The organism is Corynebacterium sp. J010B-136, from assembly GCF_002967075.1.
Taxonomy (GTDB): domain Bacteria; phylum Actinomycetota; class Actinomycetes; order Mycobacteriales; family Mycobacteriaceae; genus Corynebacterium.
Genome location: NZ_PUGE01000006.1, coordinates 1 through 18,817 on the forward strand (window position 1 = coordinate 1; position 18,817 = coordinate 18,817).

The following is an 18,817-nucleotide window of genomic DNA, read 5'->3' on the forward strand; positions in this document are numbered from 1 at the left end:
ATTCACCAGAACAGTAACTGCTTTTCCGTCAACCATCACTCGACTCATAGTGTCAACTATGTACCGACTGAGGACATGGGGGTGGCTGACGGGGCTCGAACCCGCGACACCCAGGATCACAACCTGGTGCTCTACCAGCTGAACTACAGCCACCATTGCTGCTCTGAAGCAGCGTATTAAAGACTAACTCAGAAAGTTGAAATTACAAAAACGCCTGGTAGGCAGCGTTTGATTCCTTGGCTGCTTCGGTTGCTTCAGTCGAGGTTGGGCCTTCGTCGGTGCGGAATACGGAGCGGCGGTAGTAGTCCAGCTCGCGGATTGATTCGACGATATCGGCAAGTGCGCGGTGGGCCAGGCCCTTGTCGGGCTGGTTGAAGTACGCACGTGGGTGCCAACGGCGGGCAAGTTCCTTGATGGTGGAAACGTCAATCATGCGATAGTGCAGGGCTTCGTCAAGACGCGGCATGTATTCGCGGATAAACGCGCGGTCGGTGGCAATGGAATTGCCGGCCAGCGGCGCGGGGTGTTCAGGGTCGCAGTGCTTTTCGATGAGTTCCAGAACCGCAGTTTCGGCTTCCGCCAGCGTTGTGGTCGCGGCCTTGATTTCTTCTGTCAGGCCAGAGGAATTGTGCATGTTGGTAACAAAATCATCCATTTCTGCCAGTTCTTCGTCGGTGGCATGAACGACAATGTCGAGCCCTTCGCCGATGATGTTGAGATCGGCGTCCGTGATGATGGCGGCGATTTCTACGATGACATGCCGCTTTGGATCGAGGCCAGTCATTTCCAGATCGATCCACACGAGGCGGTCATGTTTGGCAGGAGTGTGCGTAGAAGACATGGCATTCATCTTAGCCTTTGCTATCGGCGCGATATTTAAACCCCCGAATTAGGGTATCTGGAAAAGTATGTAAATTCACCCATTGGAGTTGATTCCGCAGGTTGCTACCATTTCTATAGAGCGACCGAAATGGTGAGCTCGAATGTTCCAAAACAAATTGAGTGATTCAGTTCACTTTTGCAACGTAAATAGGGCACAATTTTCCTCATCTGACACAAACCTTCGCGTTGGGTGTGTGCGAATAATCTCAAATAAAAGGAGCCCACATGGCAGCCGTATTCGATTGGCTAAACGGCGTTATCTGGTCGCCAGCATTGGTTTTCCTTTGCTTGGCCGCAGGCGTCTACTTCACAATCGTCACTAAATTCATCCAGATTCGTGGAATCCCAGACATGCTTAAGCAACTTGTACGGGGTGAAAGGTCTGAAAATGGTGTCTCATCTTTTGAGTCCCTCATGATGTCATTGGCGGGACGCGTTGGTGTTGGCAACATCGCGGGTGTTGCAACCGCTATTGCTTTCGGCGGTCCAGGCGCGGTTTTCTGGATGTGGACCGTGGCATTGCTCGGCTCCGCAACGTCATTTATCGAATGTACTCTTGCTCAAATCTATAAAGAGCAGGACAAGGATACAGGTGAGTACCGAGGTGGTCCGGCTTACTACATTGAAAAGGCGTACGCCCACACCAAGGCTGCTCCATTCATGCTTATTTATGGCATCGTGTTTGCGGTTGCGATGATCTTGGCAACTGCATACTTCCTCCCGGGAATTCAGGCCAACGGCGTTTCTTCTGCTGTTGAAAACGCATGGGGTATTAGCACCACCATTACCGGCATTGCTTTGGCAGTCGTCCTCGCGGTTATTGTCGTCGGCGGTGTAAAGCGTATCGCGTCGTTTGCTTCCATGGTGGTTCCATTCATGGCGGTCATCTACATCATTTTCGCGCTCATCATCCTGTTCATTAATTACCAGGACATTCCTGAAGTATTCAGCCTGATCTTCACCTCAGCATTCAACCTGAACGCTGGATTTGGTGGCATGCTGGGCGTCGCTATCATGTGGGGTGTTCGCCGTGGTATTTACTCCAATGAAGCTGGTCAGGGTACTGGTCCGCAGCACGCCGCTGCGGCAGAAGTTTCGCACCCAGCAAAGCAGGGCTTTGTTCAGGCATTCGCTGTCTACGTTGACACCTTGTTCGTATGCTCCGCAACTGCATTCATCATCATCTCTACTGATATGTACCGCGTGTTCGAGGGCGAAAGCGAAGATGGTGCTATCCGCTACGAAGGACAAATGCTGCCTTCTGACACTGCGGTAGGACCTGGATTCGTTCAAGAAGGTATGGATGCTCACTTCTCTGGTTTCGGTCCAAGCTTCGTGGCTCTAGCAATTATGTTCTTCGCCTTTACCACTGTGCTGGCGTACTACTACATGGCAGAGACCAACCTGGCTTACTTCAACCGATGGATTCCAAGTTCTATTGTCCGTCGCGGCATCATTTGGGTACTGCGAGTTCTCGTTGTTATCTCCGTTGTGGTTGGTGCAACATCTGCATCTGGTGCTGCATGGGCACTGGGAGATATCGGTGTGGGCGCCACTGCATGGCTCAATATCATCGGGATTATTATCCTTCAGGTTCCAGCTCTCAAGGCGATGAAGGATTACTACGAGCAGAAGAAGGCGGGCAAGGATCCTCAGTTCGACCCAGAAGCATTGGGAATCAAAAACGCTACTTTCTGGGAAAAGCGTAAGTTGCAAAAGCCAGAGTTGTACGGAAATGCAACTGTATCTCGTCCATCTGAAACCGCACCAGTTCAAGAATAAGGACTGCTGCAGCCGGTGAGATTTCCTGCTGCATACTTCGAAGGCTCGCTGTGAATTCTTCTCACAGCGAGCCTTTTGCGCTTGTAAGGCAAAACGCGAATTGTTAATTTATGTAAAACGCGAACGAAGTGAGCGTTTTACCCCATCTTGGAGTAAAACTTACCCATCAGTGGCGCCAAAGCTGGGGTGGGAAGGATCTGGGAGACGACATTCATCGCCTTTGATAGTGGTCCGGGTACGACGCGGCGCTGGTTCTTGGCCATGGCGCTTAAGGTTTCTTCGGAACAGGACTCGTAGGTCGTCCACAAAAAATCGGGGACAACTTTGTCCACGATGGACTTTTCAGCGTCAGGAATGACGGCATCGCGCACAGGACCTGGTGCAAGAAGAGTGCAAGATACGCCTGTCTTCTTCAGCTCATAGTGCAGCGCTTCCGTAAAGGCATTTACGCCTGCCTTGGTAAACACGTAGGTCGCGTTATACGGGATGGGCACATTACCAGCTGCCGAGCCAACATTGCAGATAGCGCCGGACTTGCGCGGCAGCATTTGCTCTAGTGCTGCACGCGTTAGCCGGTGTACCGCAGTGGCGTTGAGGTGGAACTGATCGGTCTCATACTGCCAATCCTGATCCATGAAAGCGCCGAAGCTCGCAATGCCCGCAGAGTTGATAATGATGTGGATCTTGACCTCAGCCAACTTGGAAATGATGTCGTTCACTTCATCTTCTTTGGACAGGTCTGCGGGCCAGCTTAGGGCGTCGATGCCGTAATTGCCGACGAATTCATCGACAAGCGACTGCAAAACCTCCTGCCTGCGGGCAACGAGGATGACATTATGACCAAGCTTTGCCAGGTCGCGCGCCATTGCTTCACCGATGCCCTGACTTGCGCCGGTAATAAGCGCGTAGGAATCTTTAGCGGGGGAGGGAAGTGCCATGGTGGGTGGAAATCCTTTCACTTCAGGCAAAAATATTCAGTGCTTGTCTCAGTACTTGTTCTAGCCTTCAAATCTACTGCACCCGTGGTCTACCCGAGTATGTCAACCGCCTTGAAGGCATATCGACCTTGAGAAATAGTTTCCCATGGAATTAATTGTCTTGGCGTGAAGTTGTACCGCTTGGACAAACACTCATCGAAAGGGAGACAGTGACAAAGTTATTTGATTCGGTACAAATCGGCCGATACAACCTCGACAACCGCGTAACCATGGCGCCTTTGACCCGCCAACGTGCAGGCGAAGACGGCACCCCTACCGAATTGCACAAGGAATACTATTCCCAGCGTGCATCCGCTGGCCTTGTCGTGACTGAGGGAGTCTTCCCGGCGTATAGCTGCCGTTCCTTCCCCGGCCAGGCAGGTCTTGCTACCGATGAGCACACCGAGGCTTGGAAGCCGGTAGCTGAGGCCGTGCATGGGCGCGATGGCGTCATTTTTGCTCAGGTAATGCATGGTGGTCGTACCTCGCACCCTGACCTTTTGCGCGATGCGCCGGTAAAAGCACCTAGTGCTCTTGCCACCGGTGGGGAAGTTCGTGGCTTTGGCGGAAAGACTGAAGGCGTGGTTCCGGAAGCCCTGACCACGGAGGAGATCGCTCAGGTCATCGAGGAATTTCGACTCAGCGCGCGCCGGGCTATCGATGCCGGCTTAGACGGCATCGAAGTCCACGGTGCAAATGGCTATTTGCTGCATGAATTTATGGCGCCAAACTCCAACGTGCGCGATGATGAATATGGCGGCAGCCCCGCTAACCGTGCGCGGCTGACCGCGGAGATTATCCGTGCAGTGGCCGAGGAAATTGGTGCCGACCGCACCGCGGTGCGTATTTCCCCACAGCACAATATTCAGGGCATTGCGGAAGTTGATGTGGACGAAACCATAGCGACCTACCAAGCACTCTTTGAGCAGATTGCAGACCTGAAACTCGCTTATGTCTCCGTACTTGTAAATGATCCACAAAGCCCGGTTGCAACGGAACTTCGCCACCAGATCCAGCACACCCACGGCTGGCCTTTGCTGCTCAACACCGGTTTTGCAGTGGTAACCCAGCTTGAAGAAGCACAGAAGATTGTCGACGAACTAGGTGCGGATGCAGCGGTTGTAGGCCGCATGCTCATTGCCAACCCAGACCTAGTGGAGCGTTGGAAGAGCGGCGCGGAACTCAATGAGCCAGACATGGCCACCTTCTACGCTGGTGGGCCAAAAGGATACATTGACTATCCATCGCTGGAAAAGGCTCACGTTAGCTCCTAAAAAGCTCCTTGTGGGTGGTGTGCGCCTTGCTAGACTTAGGCGCATTACCCGCAGCGCTTTGAGGAGTTGGCTATGCCCGCACAACCTGCACGCCGAGCCGACATGGCGCCGTTTAGCGGCGAGATCGCCGGTTTACTTTACGATGGCCTCCAGCCGCCCCGAAGAGCCACGCTGCACTTGGACGCTGGTGTAATCACCGACATCAGTGACATTCCGGACACCGGGGATGTTGGAAGCCGGAATCTGACGACGATAAGTGAACCGCTGATCGTGCCGGGATTTGTGGACCTGCATAATCACGGCGGTGCGGGTGGGGGATTTCCCAACGGAACCGTTGAAGAATGCATCGATGCTGCGCTCTATCACCGCCAGCGCGGCACCACGACGTTGTGGGCCTCGCTGGTCTCAGCGCCAGGCGCCGAGCTTATCGCGCAGACTGAGCTGCTAGCCGGATTAGCTGAGCAGGGCTTGATAGGGGGTATTCATATGGAAGGGCCTTTCATATCGGCCTGCCGGTGTGGTGCGCAGAACCCGGCCCATTTTATTGACGGGGATCCGCAGCTCTTTGCCGATGTTATTGAAGCGGGCCGCGGATTTTTGAAAGCGATTACCTTCGCTCCTGAGACCCCAAATTCGGATGCGCTTTTTGAACTGTGCGCCAGGCACAACATCGTTGCCTCACTGGGACATACCGATGCCGATTTCACCACGATGGCCGAAGCAATTGCGCGTGGTAGGGATGTGGGCGCGACGGTGACAGCGACGCATCTTTTTAATGCCATGCCGCAGATTCACCACCGTGATCCCGGTGCCGTCGCAGCACTGTTGAGCGCCGGTGCGCGCGGTGAAGCTGGGCTCGAAGTTATCGGCGACGGCGTGCATTTAGATGATGGCACCGTCGACATGATTTTCAACGCGGCACCAGATAAGGCTTTTGCTATTACTGATGCGATGGCAGCAGCCGGCAAAGCAGATGGCTCTTATGTCTTAGGTGCACTAGATGTCACCGTCAGCGACGGTATTGCACGGTTGACAGACGGCGGTGCGATTGCCGGTGGTACAAGCACATTAGCGGAGCAATTCGCGCGCCGGGTCGCACGTGGATCATCTATTGAAGAAGCAAGCGCATTTGTCACCCGCAATGCAGCGGCGATTGCAGGCGTCCATGGCACAATAAGCCGCGGTGAGAAAGCGAATCTCGTGGTCTTTTCCCGTCTTGGTGACCAGGTGCCCGCGCTGACAATTGCTGCGGGATGTGCCTACTATCCGCGATGAGGCCCAGAAAGGCTATTGGGAAAAGTGCGGAAAACCCGCTGTGAAATGCGCGTTTTTAAAGTGCCCCCAGTAGGACTCGAACCTACGACACACGGGGTAGAAGCCCGTTGCTCTAATCCGCTGAGCTATGGAGGCGATAGTAAAGCTCGCGTGGGAGTTTTACCAGAGGTGATTTTAGCCTATGACCTTTAAAAATTATCAACTGGTGGGGAATAGCAGGTGTGACGGAGTCGATCGCTGTCATTTATGAGGCCTGAGCGTGGCTCAGTAGACTAAGGGCCATGTCGATGACCTCGCAGCAATCGCCGGCAAACCCCGCGGTCGCACCGAAAAGCACTGTTCGTTCCTCGTGGCCCATCTACGTGGGTGCAGCGCTCATCGCTGGTGTAGTCGGTGGGTTTATCTCTTTGTTCTTCCTCGCGGATTCTTTGGCCGCGTTGGGTATTCCTGACCCTGGAAGATTGACAACCTTCGGATTGCCCTTCTTTCGCGGTATCGCCTGGATTTTGATTGCGCTGTCCATCGGCTCTTTTTTGACCACGGCATTTTTCCTCAACCCTGACATCCCGGATCAGGATAATTCCAGGTTGCATGAGGCACGGTTGACGGTGGATGGGTTCATCGCCAAGCGAACTGGCGCTTTTGCCGCCTTTAGTGTGGCTCTGATTGCCTTGCTGGAAGCGCCTTTGGTGATGTCGGATGTCTCCGGCACACCCATGGCGCAGGTGCTTAATCTGCAAATGATGTCGATGGCTCTGGAGCAAGTAGCCACGGCCCAAGTCTGGGTTATTACCGCCGTGATTGCTGTCGCCGTGGGCATCTTGGCGCTTGTCAGCAGCAAATGGGCCATGCAACCTGTGCTCTTTGTGCTGTCGGTGTTGATGATTGTCCCGCTCGGAATGGAAGGCCACTCAGCTTCTGGTGGTGACCACGATTACGGCACCAACTCCTTCCTGTGGCACCTGTTGTTTATGGCGCTGTGGATCGGTGGCATTCTAGGTCTTATCGCCCACGGGCGACGCCTGGGTCCTGATATGACCATGGCGGTGCGACGCTATTCCACCATTGCTCTGGTCGCTGCTGGTGCCATGACGGTTTCGGGGCTTGTCAACGCAGCCATCCGCATTGAATTCTCCGACTGGTTTACCACCCGCTACGGGCTCATCATCGTCACCAAAACTGCGCTGACGTTGCTATTGGTTTTCTTCGGATTCGTACACCGTCAATTGACCATCCCGCAGCTGAAGAAGAAGCCGCAACTATTTTTGCGCGTTTCCATCGTGGAAGTAGCCGTGATGGCCGCTACCGCAGGCGTTGCCATCACCATGGGCCGAACCCCGCCGCCACCGCCGCGGGATCCGAACCTGAACTCCATGCAAATTGTCATGGGCTATCAACTCACCGAAGCGCCATCGATGGGCAATATGCTCACGCAATTCCGCTTCGATATCTTATTCGGCACCATCGGACTCATCCTGGCGGCGCTCTACGCCTATGCGTTGTGGAAGGTACGCCAGCGCGGCCTTTCCTGGTCCGCCGGACGCACGACGTGGTGGATGCTGGGATCCCTGGGACTGACCGTCTACATGTCCACGGGCTTAGGCATGTATATCCCCGCGACCTACTCCATGCACATGCTGGGACACATGGCATTGTCGATGGTCTTCCCGCTCATGATGTGCCTGGGTGCACCACTGACTTTGATTCTGGAAGCCTTTGAACCGGGACGCCCCGGAAAGCCCAGCATCCACGACTGGGTAGTGGCGCTGACGCATTCGAAGATTTTGGCGTTTATCACCCACCCCATTGTCAATGTCTTGCAATTCTTGTTCTTCTTCTACGTCCTGTACATGTCCTTTGACCTGTACCAAACGGCAAACTCTGAACATGCAGGTCACGTGATTATGAACTTCACGTTCTTAATCTCTGGCTATATCTACTTCTGGGAAGTAGTAGGCCCCGACCCGCTGCCGAAGCGCGCACGCACCCCAATCCGGTTGGCAATCTTGTTTGCATCCATGCCAATTCACCTGTTTATGGGCGTCTACCTCATGCAGCTGACAGAAATCATGGGTCTGCAGTACTACCTGTCCCTGGAGATTCCGTGGGATCATGACTTCCTCCAGGACCAGAAAGTCGGCGGCGGTATTGCCTGGGGCTTTGGCCAGTTCCCATTGGCTATTGTCTTTGGCAAGCTCGCGCTTGATTGGTGGCGCGAAGACCGCTCAGAATCGAAGTTCTACGATGCGAAGGCAGACGTCGAGGGCGATGTGGACATGGACGAATACAACCGCATGTTGGCTGAGCTTAATCGCGGCGGAAACCAAGGACATTTCCGTCAGCAGTAAATCCTGACATAGTCTACGACTCAAAACGCCGCCGCTGGCCCTTATGTGGGTCAGCGGCGGCGTTGTTGTGAGCTGGGAAAAGTTCGCGCCTGTGGATAACTATGGCGTTTGGGTGACGAGTCATCATAGTTATCCACAGATTTTTGCCGTTGGGGTTTTGCTTTCTTGCATAGGCAGGAAAGATGAGTTTTTAAGAGCAACCGCTCGGTAAAACACAACAAGTTAAGGAAAAACCCCATGTCTCAATACCCAATCACCATTACCGGAAACCTGACCGACGACCCTTTCGTTACCAAATTCAGCAGCGACAAAGTAAATACCCGTTTGCGCATTGCTTCTTCGCGTCGCACGCGCCATACCAACTCCAACGGTGAATTTGAATGGCGCGATAGCGATACCGTGTATATCAACATCGAACTATGGGGACAGTTGGCCATTAACACTTCTAAGTCTTTAAAGAAGGGCATGCCGGTTATCGCCTTGGGATCTTTGTGCACTGATACCTGGACCGATAATGAAACCCAAAAGCAACGCGAACGCACTTACATGCGCGGCCTGCAGGTCGGCATTGATATGAACCGCTACATTGTGGCTTCACAACGCATGGATGCCTTGCATACTCCAGAGGGGATGGTGCTCAACTCTGGTTCGGAAGCGTTGCACATTAACAAGGACTACACCCTGGATAAGGAAGATGTCATTGATGAAACCGGAGTCGAAGAAGTAGTGCCTGCTTCTTTCGATGACCCACGCGAAGCTGAGGCGGAAAAGGAGGAAGTAGCTGTAGCGAACTTCTAAGAAAAAACTGTCCCAAGTCTCATTCGATGCTGTTAATTACAGCGTCGGCCATTACAGTGGTGCGTGGAGAATTTCAGATTGAGAAATTAGTCTTTGCCACATTTTCTGCTCCATAATAATGGTTATGAGCCGTATCCTGCGCTTGCTACTGGCTAATGCCGGTGGCAGGCGTTCATTTATTTAGTCAGTCGGGTACGCTTTGTGGTGATAAAACTCGAAAATTAAGGGAGTGACATGGGCGAGTTCATCTATACGATGAAAAACGTGCGTAAAGCCATCGGCGACAAGGTCATTTTGGACAATGTCACCATGGCTTTCTACCCAGGCGCAAAGATTGGTGTTGTAGGTCCCAACGGCGCGGGTAAGTCTTCAATTCTGAAGATTATGGCTGGTCTAGACCAGCCTTCCAACGGTGAGGCATTCCTGGATCCAGGTGCTACCGTCGGCATTCTGCAGCAGGAACCACCACTGAACGAAGAAAAGACAGTGCGTGAAAACGTTGAAGAGGGTCTTGGTGAGATTTTCGAAAAGAAGCAGCGTTTTGAAGCCATTGCAGAAGAAATGGCTACCAACTACACCGATGAGCTCATGGATGAAATGGGCAAGCTGCAAGAGGAACTCGACGCAGCAGATGCATGGGAAGTTGATTCCAAGATCGAGCAGGCAATGGAAGCATTGCGCTGCCCGCCTTCCGATGCCCCAGTGACCAAGCTTTCCGGTGGTGAGCGCCGCCGCGTTGCTTTGGCGAAACTGCTGTTGAGCGAGCCAGACCTGCTGCTGCTCGATGAGCCTACTAACCACTTGGATGCTGAGTCCGTGCAGTGGTTGGAAAAGCACCTGGAAAACTACCCAGGCGCTGTTCTGGCCGTTACACACGACCGCTACTTCCTTGACCACGTAGCGGGTTGGATCTGTGAGGTTGACCGCGGCAAGCTGTACCCATACGAAGGCAACTACTCCACTTACTTGGAGAAGAAGGCCGAGCGTTTGGAAGTAGCGGGCAAGAAGGATGCCAAGCTGCGTAAGCGTCTGAAGGACGAACTGGCATGGGTTCGTTCCGGTGCGAAGGCACGTCAGGCAAAGAACAAGGCGCGTCTGGAGCGCTACGAGGAAATGGCTGCCGAAGCTGAGCAGTACAAGAAGCTGGACTTTGAAGAAATCCAGATTCCTACTCCACCACGTCTGGGCAACAAGGTGGTTGAAGCTAAGAACCTGACCAAGGGCTTTGACAGCCGCACCCTGATTAAGGACCTGTCGTTTACGCTGCCTCGTAACGGTATCGTCGGCGTTATTGGCCCGAACGGTGTTGGTAAGACCACCTTGTTCAAGACGATTGTTGGCTTGGAAGAGCCAGACGCTGGCTCCGTTGATGTTGGCGAGACCGTTCAGCTGTCCTACGTGGACCAGAACCGTGCAAACATCGATCCGGAATCAACCGTGTGGGAAGTAGTCTCTGAAGGTTTGGACTACATCACCGTCGGCCAAAACGAGATGCCATCGCGTGCATACCTGTCGGCATTCGGTTTCAAGGGCCCAGATCAGCAAAAGCCATCCAAGGTGCTCTCCGGTGGTGAGCGTAACCGCCTGAACTTGGCTTTGACCTTGAAAGAGGGCGGAAACCTGATTCTGCTCGATGAGCCTACCAACGACTTGGACGTGGAAACGCTTGGTTCTTTGGAGAACGCGCTTGAGAAATTCCCTGGCTGTGCCGTGGTCATTTCTCACGACCGTTGGTTCCTGGACCGTACCTGTACCCACATCTTGGCCTGGGAAGGCAACGTTGAAGAAGGCCAGTGGTACTGGTTCGAGGGTAACTTCGGCGACTACGAGAAGAACAAGATTGAGCGCCTCGGCGAAGATGCAGCTCGTCCTTCCCGTGTGACCCACCGCAAGCTGACTCGTTAGTGTTAGGTGGTGGGAAGTCTATTCTCTACCACTTAGAACCTCGATAAACTAGAAGCGATAGTGCACGGAAGATGTGTACTATCGCCTCTTGTTTAATTAGACCTATTAATTTTATGATTTGACCAGGTTAGCGCCAGTTTTCAGGCACTTCCTGCACGCGAAGGTGCAGGCATTGTCTGAGGCTGGGTTAACCGGGAAATAAACCCAAGGAGTATTGCCGCCCTATGGCTTCAGATTCCATCCACACCCACCACATTCCGGTTCGCTGGTCTGATTTTGACCGCTATGGCCACATCATGAATGCGAACTACGTGGAAATCGCACAGGAAGCGCGCCTGGCTTTTGCAGAAGATAAATTCTATTCACAGGATATTGATTTTGCAGCTTTCGTTCGCCACCTTGATGTGGACTTCCGCAAGCCGATTGAGCCTGAAGGAAATTCCGAACTGCTCATCGAGTCTCAGGTTGTAGAAGTCGGCAACACTTCTTTTGTAACCCGTCAGGAAATCAAAGATAAGCACGGTCGTACCGCGTGCGTGGTTGAGTGTGTACAGGTTGCGGTTGACTTGGAGACACAGACGCCGCGTTCTTTGACTGAGCAAGAGCGTGAGATTTTGCTCAACATCGGCCAAACCAAGGTTGAAGAAAAGCAACCAGCAGCCGCTGAGGCTGACTTGGGCTTGGGTGAAATCGGTTACGACGACTAACCTGTCATCGCGCTCGGGCTAGAGTCGGTAGGGAAGTGAATTACTTAAAACCTACGACAAGACTCAGGAGACGCACTATGGATGAAGTATTGATGCTGCACGGCGGCGGAGCGGGGATGGTTTCTTTCCTCGCCCGGGTGACGGGCATTGATGCCACAGCCATGGTGCGTCTTCGTCAATTAACCGATGGCTCCGATGGCCAAGCACCCGTAGTCGATGTCTTTGCCACGACACCTTTTGAAGTGGTTGCGGCGCGACGCCTGCAAGGTGTGATTAGCCGCGATGGCGCCGTCGTTGGCGCGGACACCATGCTCGAAGCGCTCAACGCTACTGACTTTGCAGCGGCAAGTTCGGATTCTCCGATTGAGCTAAACTTGGGCCGCCCGCGTGACCCATCCTGGCCGGGCGCGCTGCCGCCTGCTGTGGGATTTAAGCTCATTGATAATTTGCCGGTGGATGTTGCACGGCACCTATCCGATGAGGGACAAAAGCTCGCGCGCCAGTTCTCTGGTCCCATGGGGCCACCGCAGAGCCTTATGAACCAAAAGGTCATTACGGCCTCGTCTGAGGACGTGAGCGTCGAGATTCCCATGCGCATGATTTTTGCCTGCACCAATTTAGGTCTGATCCCAAACTTTGCCGCGCCGATGGATGTGCCGCGCCATTTGCGTATTTCGGGGCTCGGTCGCTGGGTGCGCTTGGATGCGGCTTTTGGTTCGGTGTATCACTCCAACCGGCTGTCGCTGTTTTAAACCGAAGGTTGCGCTGGCAAAAGTTCTCTCTGGATTTTCCCAACGGACCGGTTGTGCGCGCGTAGGGTGGGTTTTATCCACCCTCGCTCCAGCGCAGGATATTGAATACTTGCGCTCCTTTAAGAAAGGCACAGCATGCGCATTGGTATTCCCGCTGAGATAATGAATGGCGAAAGTCGAGTCGCGGCGACTCCGGCGTCTGTTCGCACCTTGGTCCAAGATGGTCATGAAGTCTTAGTCCAACAAGGAGCAGGTGCTGGCGCCAGCTTCTTCGATGAAGAATATGCAAACTCCGGTGCCACGGTGGTGGACTCAGCGCAGCAGGTGTGGGAATCCGCGCAGCTTGTGCTCAAGGTCAAAGAACCTTTGGAAGAGGAATATGGCTATCTGCGCGAAGACCTCGTGTTATTTACCTACCTGCACCTTGCTGCCTCCAAGCAGCTGACTCAGGCGCTGCTGGATTCCGGCTGCACCGCGTTAGCTTATGAAACTGTCACGGACCGTCATGGCGGGCTCCCGCTGTTAACTCCCATGTCGCAGGTTGCGGGGCGTCTGGCGGTTATTGAAGGTGCACACCATTTGATGTCCACCCAAGGCGGACGGGGAGTGTTGCTGCCAGGTGTGCCAGGAACCAAGCCAGCACGCGTTGTTGTCATTGGTGGCGGCCAGGTTGGCGCTTCAGCAGTGGCGATGGCCACGGGCTTGCGCGCAGAGGTTACCGTCTTGGATTTGGAACCACGCATTTTGCAGCATTTCGATGACTTGTATCAAGGCCGTGTGCGTACCCAAATCTCTGATCCGGTGACGCTGCGTGAAGAACTTGTGGAAGCAGACCTGGTTATCGGCGCGGTGCTGATTCCCGGTGCAGCTGCCCCGAAGCTGGTCACCGAAGACATGGTTAAAGATATGAAACCTGGAGCAGTGCTTGTCGATGTTGCTATCGACCAAGGTGGATGTTTTGAAAACTCGCGCAAAACCACCCACGCTGAGCCGACTTTTAAGGTCCACGACACGATATTTTATTGCGTGGCTAATATGCCGGGTGCGGTAGCGAATACCTCGACCCGGGCGTTGACGACCGCGACGTTGAACTATGTCCGCGACATTGCTGCAGAGGGCGTCGATGGCGCGTTTGAGCGCTCGAGTGGCTTGCGCGATGGACTGATGGCCCGCGGTGGCAAGCTTCTTTCCGAACCGGTGCGCAAGGCATTAGATCTTTAAATTAGGCTAGGCTTGGCTGGGTTACAAGGTTGTGGTGCGTGCCCAGAAAGAAGGTCTAGCGATGTCGAGCGCTGCGGAATTTTACGACAAGTTACTTGCAGAGATACTCGATACTCCGGTTGCCGCGGTATCCCAGGGATTCCACTGGACGCGGGTTACCACGACTGATCAAGCGATGGGCTTGGCATACACGATGGCTGGGACTACGCGGCCCGAGATATCAGAGAAGCCTTATCAAGAAGGCGAGTCGCTCACCGACGTTGCGCGCCTAACCTTGAGCTGGAATTTGTGCGAGGCAGCCATCGGGGCAGCAGCGCTAAATGCGCACTTTTCTACACCGGAAGTAGCGCGGCACAACGGGTTTACTCCAGCAGGTGAGGGGCAATTTTATCCGCAGGTATTTGAAGCCTTTTTTGAAATTGTTGCCGGTAAGAAAGTTGCGGTAGTCGGGCACTTTCCCTTTGCACCTGCGGCGTTGGAGAAAGCCAGCGACTTTGCCATGCTCGAAACTAATGCCCAGCCTGGTGATTATCCTGCATCGGCGTGTGAGTTCATCTTGCCGGAGGCGGACTTTGTCTTTTTGAGCGGTTCAGCCATCGTCAATAAAACGCTGCCGCGGCTGCTTGAGCTATCGCAAGACGCTTTTACCACGGTGGTGGGACCGAGTACTCCACTGAGCCCAGTGCTTTTCGATGCCGGCGCGGACTACCTTGCCGGTTTAGTAACCACAGATGCGCGCGGTATGGAACAAGCGTTGAGCGCTATCCGCTTTCCAGGAATGATGGACAATGGCTTCCGCGCGGATCAATTTAGCCCGGGTACAAATTACCGGGGCATTGTCGCAGACCTTAAGGAGCTTTATTGATAAGCATTCCTGCAAGCTGATTCATGTGCTGCCACAGCATTTGGCGATAGGCCTGCGGAAGTGTTTCTTCATCAATTTGGTCGAGGGAATTTTTCATCAATTCCAGCCAGCGGTCATGCGCTGCCATATCGATGGGGAACTTGGCGTGACGCAGGCGCATCCGGGGCGCGCCGCGATTTTCATTAAATAGCGGTGGACCGCCCCAATATTGCGATAAAAACCACGCGAGACGGTCTTCAGCACCGGCCATGTCATCCTCGGGGTACATCGGGCCCAAAATGTCATCGTCGGGGACCTGCGCGTAAAAGCCAGAAACAATCTTGCGGAATGTAGGCATTCCACCAATTGCTTCATACACGCTGCCAGGGGTAGTCATGAGCTATTCCTCGTCCTTTTCCAGTTGTGGAGCAGTGATACCAATACCATACGGGTAAGGGGTAGTTACGCCTGCATCATTCATGGAATTTAACACGCGGCCCTGCATGATGCGCTGGACCTGCCACTGCGAACCAGGCAGCGTCTTGACCGTCACGCGGAAAGACAGATAGTCCGGTTGGAAGTCGGAGACGCCGTTGACCACGGGTTCATCGAGAAGCAATTCTGCAACCTCGGGGCTCTTGGCAATTTTCTGCACGCTCTCTTCAATGACTTCAAACGCCTTTTCGGTGTCATTAGACAAGCCCACGGGCACCTGAATACGCGCGACAGAGAATTCATCCGAGTGGTTAGCAACCTTCAAGATTTCACCGTTGCGGATGTACCACAACGCGCCATCCATATCGCGCACCGTGGTAATGCGTAGCGTGATTTCTTCAACATCACCGAATACGCCATCGCCCAAGTCGATGGTGTCACCAATGCCGTACTGGTCTTCCAACAGCATGAAAATGCCGGAGAGGAAGTCCTTGACCAAGGACTGCGCACCAAAACCAAGCGCAACACCTAAGACACCTGCGGATGCAATCAGCGGAGCAATGTTCACGCCGACCTGATCCAATATGGCTAGCGCAGCCCAACCCCAGACGACAATCGCCGCGGCAGAGGTTGCAACCGTACCGAGGGTTTTAATGCGTGAGATGCGCCGGTTTTCCCGTGATTTGTCAATAGAGCGAAGCTGCTTTTCTTGTTTGTCTTTTTGCTTCTTGCTCAGTGCGCCTGGCAGCCCAATCTTATTGATGGGATTAGAGCGCGTGCCCTTCTTTTCAATGGAAGACTTCGCCAGCTTGTTGATGACGCGCCGAGAAACCCAATGCAGAATCAGCGCGACGATAATAATGACGCCGATTTTGATAGGGCGTTCAATCAGCCACTCTTTGGTCGCGGGATCCGCCCACCAATTCGTGACATCAGCTACGGCTTGGCTGGGGCTGGCAGAAGCAAGCACGGTTGCATCTGCGAATAAGGGGGATGAAGACAAAAATGATCACAACCTTTCGCTCGGTTAGTTAGTTCATCGAATTCTGTGGAAATTTTCTACCCCGATGGTAATTATCCTGCCTTATTCTTTCCTGTGTGCACATGGCGCATGGTTGCTGCCAGCGCGAATTCTTCAGGGCTGTGAGTAGAAAGTTTTCAGCCGCAGGTTGTGGTGTGAATAATATTCGTGCCTTTTTAAATCAAAGTGAACAGCTTGGTCTATAGTGGGCGGTGGTCAGAATGGAAAGCCCATTTAAAATCACAATGAGATCACTGGAGGATTGTGCATATGTCTGGAAAAACCAAGCGCGAGCTTGCAAGTGGGTTTAACTCCCGCGCTATCCACGCTGGTTGGGAACCAGATGAACACATGGGCTCCATCAATGTTCCGATTTATGCCTCCACTACCTATGAGCAAAACGGGCTGGCGGAACTTCGCGGTGGCTTTGAGTACGGGCGCGTTGCTAACCCAACGGTGCGTTCATTAGAGCACACCCTGGCAGCATTAGAAGATGCGAAATACGCACGCGTCTTCGCCTCCGGCATGGCGGCTACCGATGCGCTGATTCGCATCCTGGTGCGCCCAGGTGACCACGTCATCTTGGGCAACGATGCCTACGGCGGCACCTACCGTTTGCTCAACAACGACTACGGCGAGTGGGGCTTGGAGCTATCCATCGTCGATACCTCTGACCTGGATGCAGTCGCTGCTGCGATTAAGCCGAATACCAAGCTGATTTGGTTGGAAACCCCGACCAACCCGGCGCTGACGGTTACCGATATCGAAGGCGTTGTTGCTATCAAGCAGCACGCGCAGGTGGTTGTGGATAACACCTTCGCGACTCCTTACCTGCAAAGTCCTTTGGCCTTGGGCGCAGATTATGTCCTGCACTCAACCACCAAGTACCTAGGTGGCCACTCTGACGTGCTTGGCGGCGCGGTAGTTACCAATGATGAGCACGTCGATGAGCGTTTGCTCTACTTCCAGGGCTGCGTCGGCGCGGTATCTTCGCCTTTCGATGCCTACCTCACCGCCCGCGGCATCAAGACCTTGGCAGTGCGCATGGATCGTCACTGCAGCAATGCGCAACAAGTAGCGGAATATCTGCAGTCGCGTCCAGAGGTCAAGCAGGTTCTTTACCCAGGTCTGCCGGATCACCCAGGCCACGATATTGCTGCGAAGCAGATGCGTGGATTCGGCGGCATGATGTCGGTGCGCTTCCACAAGGAAGACCACGCCCGTCAGGCCTGTATGAATACCCGCTTGGTGTGTTTGGCGGAATCCTTGGGCGGTGTGGAATCGCTGATTGAGCACCCAGAGAAGATGACGCACGTCTCCGCTGAAGGCTCGGAGCTGGTGCCACCATCTGATCTGGTGCGTATCTCCATTGGTATTGAAGACATCGAGGATTTGCTCGCTGATTTTGAGCAAGCTTTAGACGCTTTGGATTAATTCTTTGAATATGGCAAAAGCTGCGGTAGATATCTGCTCTATCGCAGCTTTTGTCTTTTCATCATTAGGGTAGAAGTTATGACTGAAGTACAAAATTCGAAGATTGCTGTCGTTACCGGTGCGACCGGTGGCATGGGCAAAGAAATTGTTGCCAACCTTGTATCCGATCACCACGTGTATGCACTCGGGCGCGACCAAGCAAAGCTGGATGAACTAGTAGTAGCCCACGGTGATGCAGTGACCGCGGTTGCTGTGGACTTGGCTGCAGAGCTCGATGCCATGGATGCGGTACTCCCTGCTTTAGAGCGCGTTGATGTACTGGTCAACGGTGCGGCTATCGCGCAGGCATTCTCCGTTGAATCTGCACGCGTTTCTGACTGGCGCGCGCATATGGAGCTCAACGTCTATGCCCCGGCTGAGCTCACCCGCGTGCTTTTGCCCGGGCTGCGCAAAGCGGAAGGCACCGCTATCTTTATCAACTCCGGAGCCGGCCGTGGGGGCTTTGGCGACAACGTGGTCTACGCAGCAACCAAGCACGCGCTCTATGCGCTTGCCGATGGCCTCCGGAAGTCCGAACACGACATCCGCGTGACCACCATCGCGCCGGGACCTACTGATACCGCGATGTTCCAAGGCTTAAGCGGCGATTACGATAAGAGCCACGTCATTGCGCCAGTGGAGATTGCCAAAGCTATCCGCGCGGTCATTGATGCCGGGCCGACAACCCAGCTGACTGAGGTACAAGTACGCCCGCGTATTGAGCTTGCGGACCGGAAATAGCGCGCGATGATTAGTGCTTTAGCGCTTTTTCTTGTCGGCCTGTTATTTATCTACAACGGGCTGCAGATGCGCAAAAGACGCCTGCAACTAGGCTCTAGCTGGGGGTTTCGCACGGCAGAAACTCAAACCTCTGCCGCGGTATGGGAGGCCAGCCACGCAGCCGGCGGCATGACCGTCATGCTCGGAGGCCTGGGCGCGGAAATCGCCGGAGCCATTTTGCTGCTTAGCCCTAACCACAACATGACCGTGAATATAACGGTCACGCTGTGTGGCCTGGCTTGGGTCGTGCTGTTATATCTTGCGGCCAAAGGCCGGGTTACCGAAACAGCGGCGCGATTAAACAAAAAAGCTTGACCCCAAGCGGGACCAAGCTTTTCTTTAC

At 53.9% G+C, this 18,817-nt stretch carries 17 protein-coding genes and 2 tRNA genes; 13 read left to right on the forward strand and 6 right to left on the reverse strand.

Annotation, left to right across the window (positions count from 1 at the left end; all coding sequences use genetic code 11):
* Positions 1-80: 80 nt before the first annotated feature.
* Together C5Y44_RS09975 and orn are read right to left on the reverse strand one after the other, a co-directional pair.
* Positions 81-153 (reverse strand) — tRNA-His (locus C5Y44_RS09975).
* Positions 154-202: 49 nt separating this feature from the next.
* Complete coding sequence (orn, locus tag C5Y44_RS09980) at positions 203-850, reverse strand: oligoribonuclease (RefSeq protein ID WP_369831085.1); 648 nt, start codon at positions 848-850, stop codon at positions 203-205.
* Between the two features lie 257 nt (positions 851-1,107).
* Here orn and C5Y44_RS09985 point away from each other — a divergent pair, with 257 nt between their 5' ends.
* Positions 1,108-2,664 (forward strand): sodium:alanine symporter family protein, encoded by a 1,557-nt coding sequence (locus tag C5Y44_RS09985; protein WP_105324817.1) that lies wholly within the window; start codon positions 1,108-1,110, stop codon positions 2,662-2,664.
* Positions 2,665-2,801: 137 nt separating this feature from the next.
* Here the strand turns inward: C5Y44_RS09985 and cmrA are convergent, their stop codons facing one another.
* The gene (cmrA, locus tag C5Y44_RS09990; protein ID WP_105324818.1) at positions 2,802-3,602 is read right to left on the reverse strand and encodes a mycolate reductase; all 801 of its coding nucleotides are present in this window, start codon (positions 3,600-3,602) and stop codon (positions 2,802-2,804) included.
* Between the two features lie 209 nt (positions 3,603-3,811).
* On the opposite strand from cmrA, the gene C5Y44_RS09995 reads away from it, so the two are divergent.
* Both C5Y44_RS09995 and C5Y44_RS10000 read left to right on the forward strand, forming a co-directional pair.
* Positions 3,812-4,915 carry an alkene reductase gene (locus C5Y44_RS09995; RefSeq protein ID WP_105324819.1) on the forward strand — a complete coding sequence of 368 codons (1,104 nt, stop codon included), beginning with the start codon at positions 3,812-3,814 and terminating at the stop codon, positions 4,913-4,915.
* A 72-nt stretch (positions 4,916-4,987) separates the two neighbouring features.
* Positions 4,988-6,190, forward strand: coding sequence for an N-acetylglucosamine-6-phosphate deacetylase (locus tag C5Y44_RS10000; protein WP_233189949.1), 1,203 nt, complete (start codon positions 4,988-4,990; stop codon positions 6,188-6,190).
* A gap of 61 nt (positions 6,191-6,251) precedes the next feature.
* Here C5Y44_RS10000 and C5Y44_RS10005 read toward each other — a convergent pair.
* Positions 6,252-6,325 (reverse strand) — tRNA-Arg (locus tag C5Y44_RS10005).
* 146 nt (positions 6,326-6,471) lie between these two features.
* Between C5Y44_RS10005 and C5Y44_RS10010 the strand changes: the two genes are divergently transcribed.
* From C5Y44_RS10010 to C5Y44_RS10040, 7 genes are all read left to right on the forward strand, one after another.
* Complete coding sequence (locus C5Y44_RS10010) at positions 6,472-8,538, forward strand: cytochrome c oxidase assembly protein (RefSeq protein ID WP_105324820.1); 2,067 nt, start codon at positions 6,472-6,474, stop codon at positions 8,536-8,538.
* A gap of 237 nt (positions 8,539-8,775) precedes the next feature.
* Positions 8,776-9,336, forward strand: coding sequence for a single-stranded DNA-binding protein (locus C5Y44_RS10015; protein ID WP_105324821.1), 561 nt, complete (start codon positions 8,776-8,778; stop codon positions 9,334-9,336).
* A gap of 234 nt (positions 9,337-9,570) precedes the next feature.
* A complete protein-coding gene (gene ettA / locus C5Y44_RS10020) occupies positions 9,571-11,241 on the forward strand; it encodes an energy-dependent translational throttle protein EttA (protein WP_105324822.1) in 1,671 nt (556 codons plus the stop codon).
* A gap of 224 nt (positions 11,242-11,465) precedes the next feature.
* Positions 11,466-11,948, forward strand: a complete 483-nt coding sequence (locus C5Y44_RS10025; RefSeq protein WP_105324823.1) for a thioesterase family protein — start codon at positions 11,466-11,468, stop codon at positions 11,946-11,948.
* Between the two features lie 77 nt (positions 11,949-12,025).
* The gene (locus tag C5Y44_RS10030) at positions 12,026-12,700 is read left to right on the forward strand and encodes a hypothetical protein (RefSeq protein WP_105324824.1); all 675 of its coding nucleotides are present in this window, start codon (positions 12,026-12,028) and stop codon (positions 12,698-12,700) included.
* A 135-nt stretch (positions 12,701-12,835) separates the two neighbouring features.
* Positions 12,836-13,921, forward strand: coding sequence for an alanine dehydrogenase (gene ald / locus C5Y44_RS10035; protein ID WP_105324825.1), 1,086 nt, complete (start codon positions 12,836-12,838; stop codon positions 13,919-13,921).
* A 61-nt stretch (positions 13,922-13,982) separates the two neighbouring features.
* Positions 13,983-14,786, forward strand: a complete 804-nt coding sequence (locus tag C5Y44_RS10040) for a DUF364 domain-containing protein (RefSeq protein WP_105324826.1) — start codon at positions 13,983-13,985, stop codon at positions 14,784-14,786.
* Here the strand turns inward: C5Y44_RS10040 and C5Y44_RS10045 are convergent.
* Entirely contained in the window at positions 14,770-15,162 is a 393-nt protein-coding gene (locus tag C5Y44_RS10045) for a globin (protein ID WP_105324827.1), read from the reverse strand. The genes C5Y44_RS10040 and C5Y44_RS10045 overlap by 17 nt on opposite strands.
* A 3-nt stretch (positions 15,163-15,165) precedes the next feature.
* A complete protein-coding gene (locus tag C5Y44_RS10050) occupies positions 15,166-16,203 on the reverse strand; it encodes a mechanosensitive ion channel family protein (RefSeq protein ID WP_105324828.1) in 1,038 nt (345 codons plus the stop codon).
* A gap of 288 nt (positions 16,204-16,491) precedes the next feature.
* Between C5Y44_RS10050 and C5Y44_RS10055 the strand changes: the two genes are divergently transcribed.
* The 3 genes from C5Y44_RS10055 to C5Y44_RS10065 all read left to right on the forward strand — a co-directional run bounded on the left by C5Y44_RS10055 (position 16,492) and on the right by C5Y44_RS10065 (position 18,789).
* The gene (locus C5Y44_RS10055; RefSeq protein ID WP_105324829.1) at positions 16,492-17,655 is read left to right on the forward strand and encodes a cystathionine gamma-synthase; all 1,164 of its coding nucleotides are present in this window, start codon (positions 16,492-16,494) and stop codon (positions 17,653-17,655) included.
* A gap of 78 nt (positions 17,656-17,733) precedes the next feature.
* Entirely contained in the window at positions 17,734-18,435 is a 702-nt protein-coding gene (locus tag C5Y44_RS10060) for an SDR family oxidoreductase (RefSeq protein ID WP_105324830.1), read from the forward strand.
* Positions 18,436-18,441: 6 nt separating this feature from the next.
* Positions 18,442-18,789 carry an SdpI family protein gene (locus tag C5Y44_RS10065; protein WP_105324831.1) on the forward strand — a complete coding sequence of 116 codons (348 nt, stop codon included), beginning with the start codon at positions 18,442-18,444 and terminating at the stop codon, positions 18,787-18,789.
* Positions 18,790-18,817 lie beyond the last annotated feature (28 nt).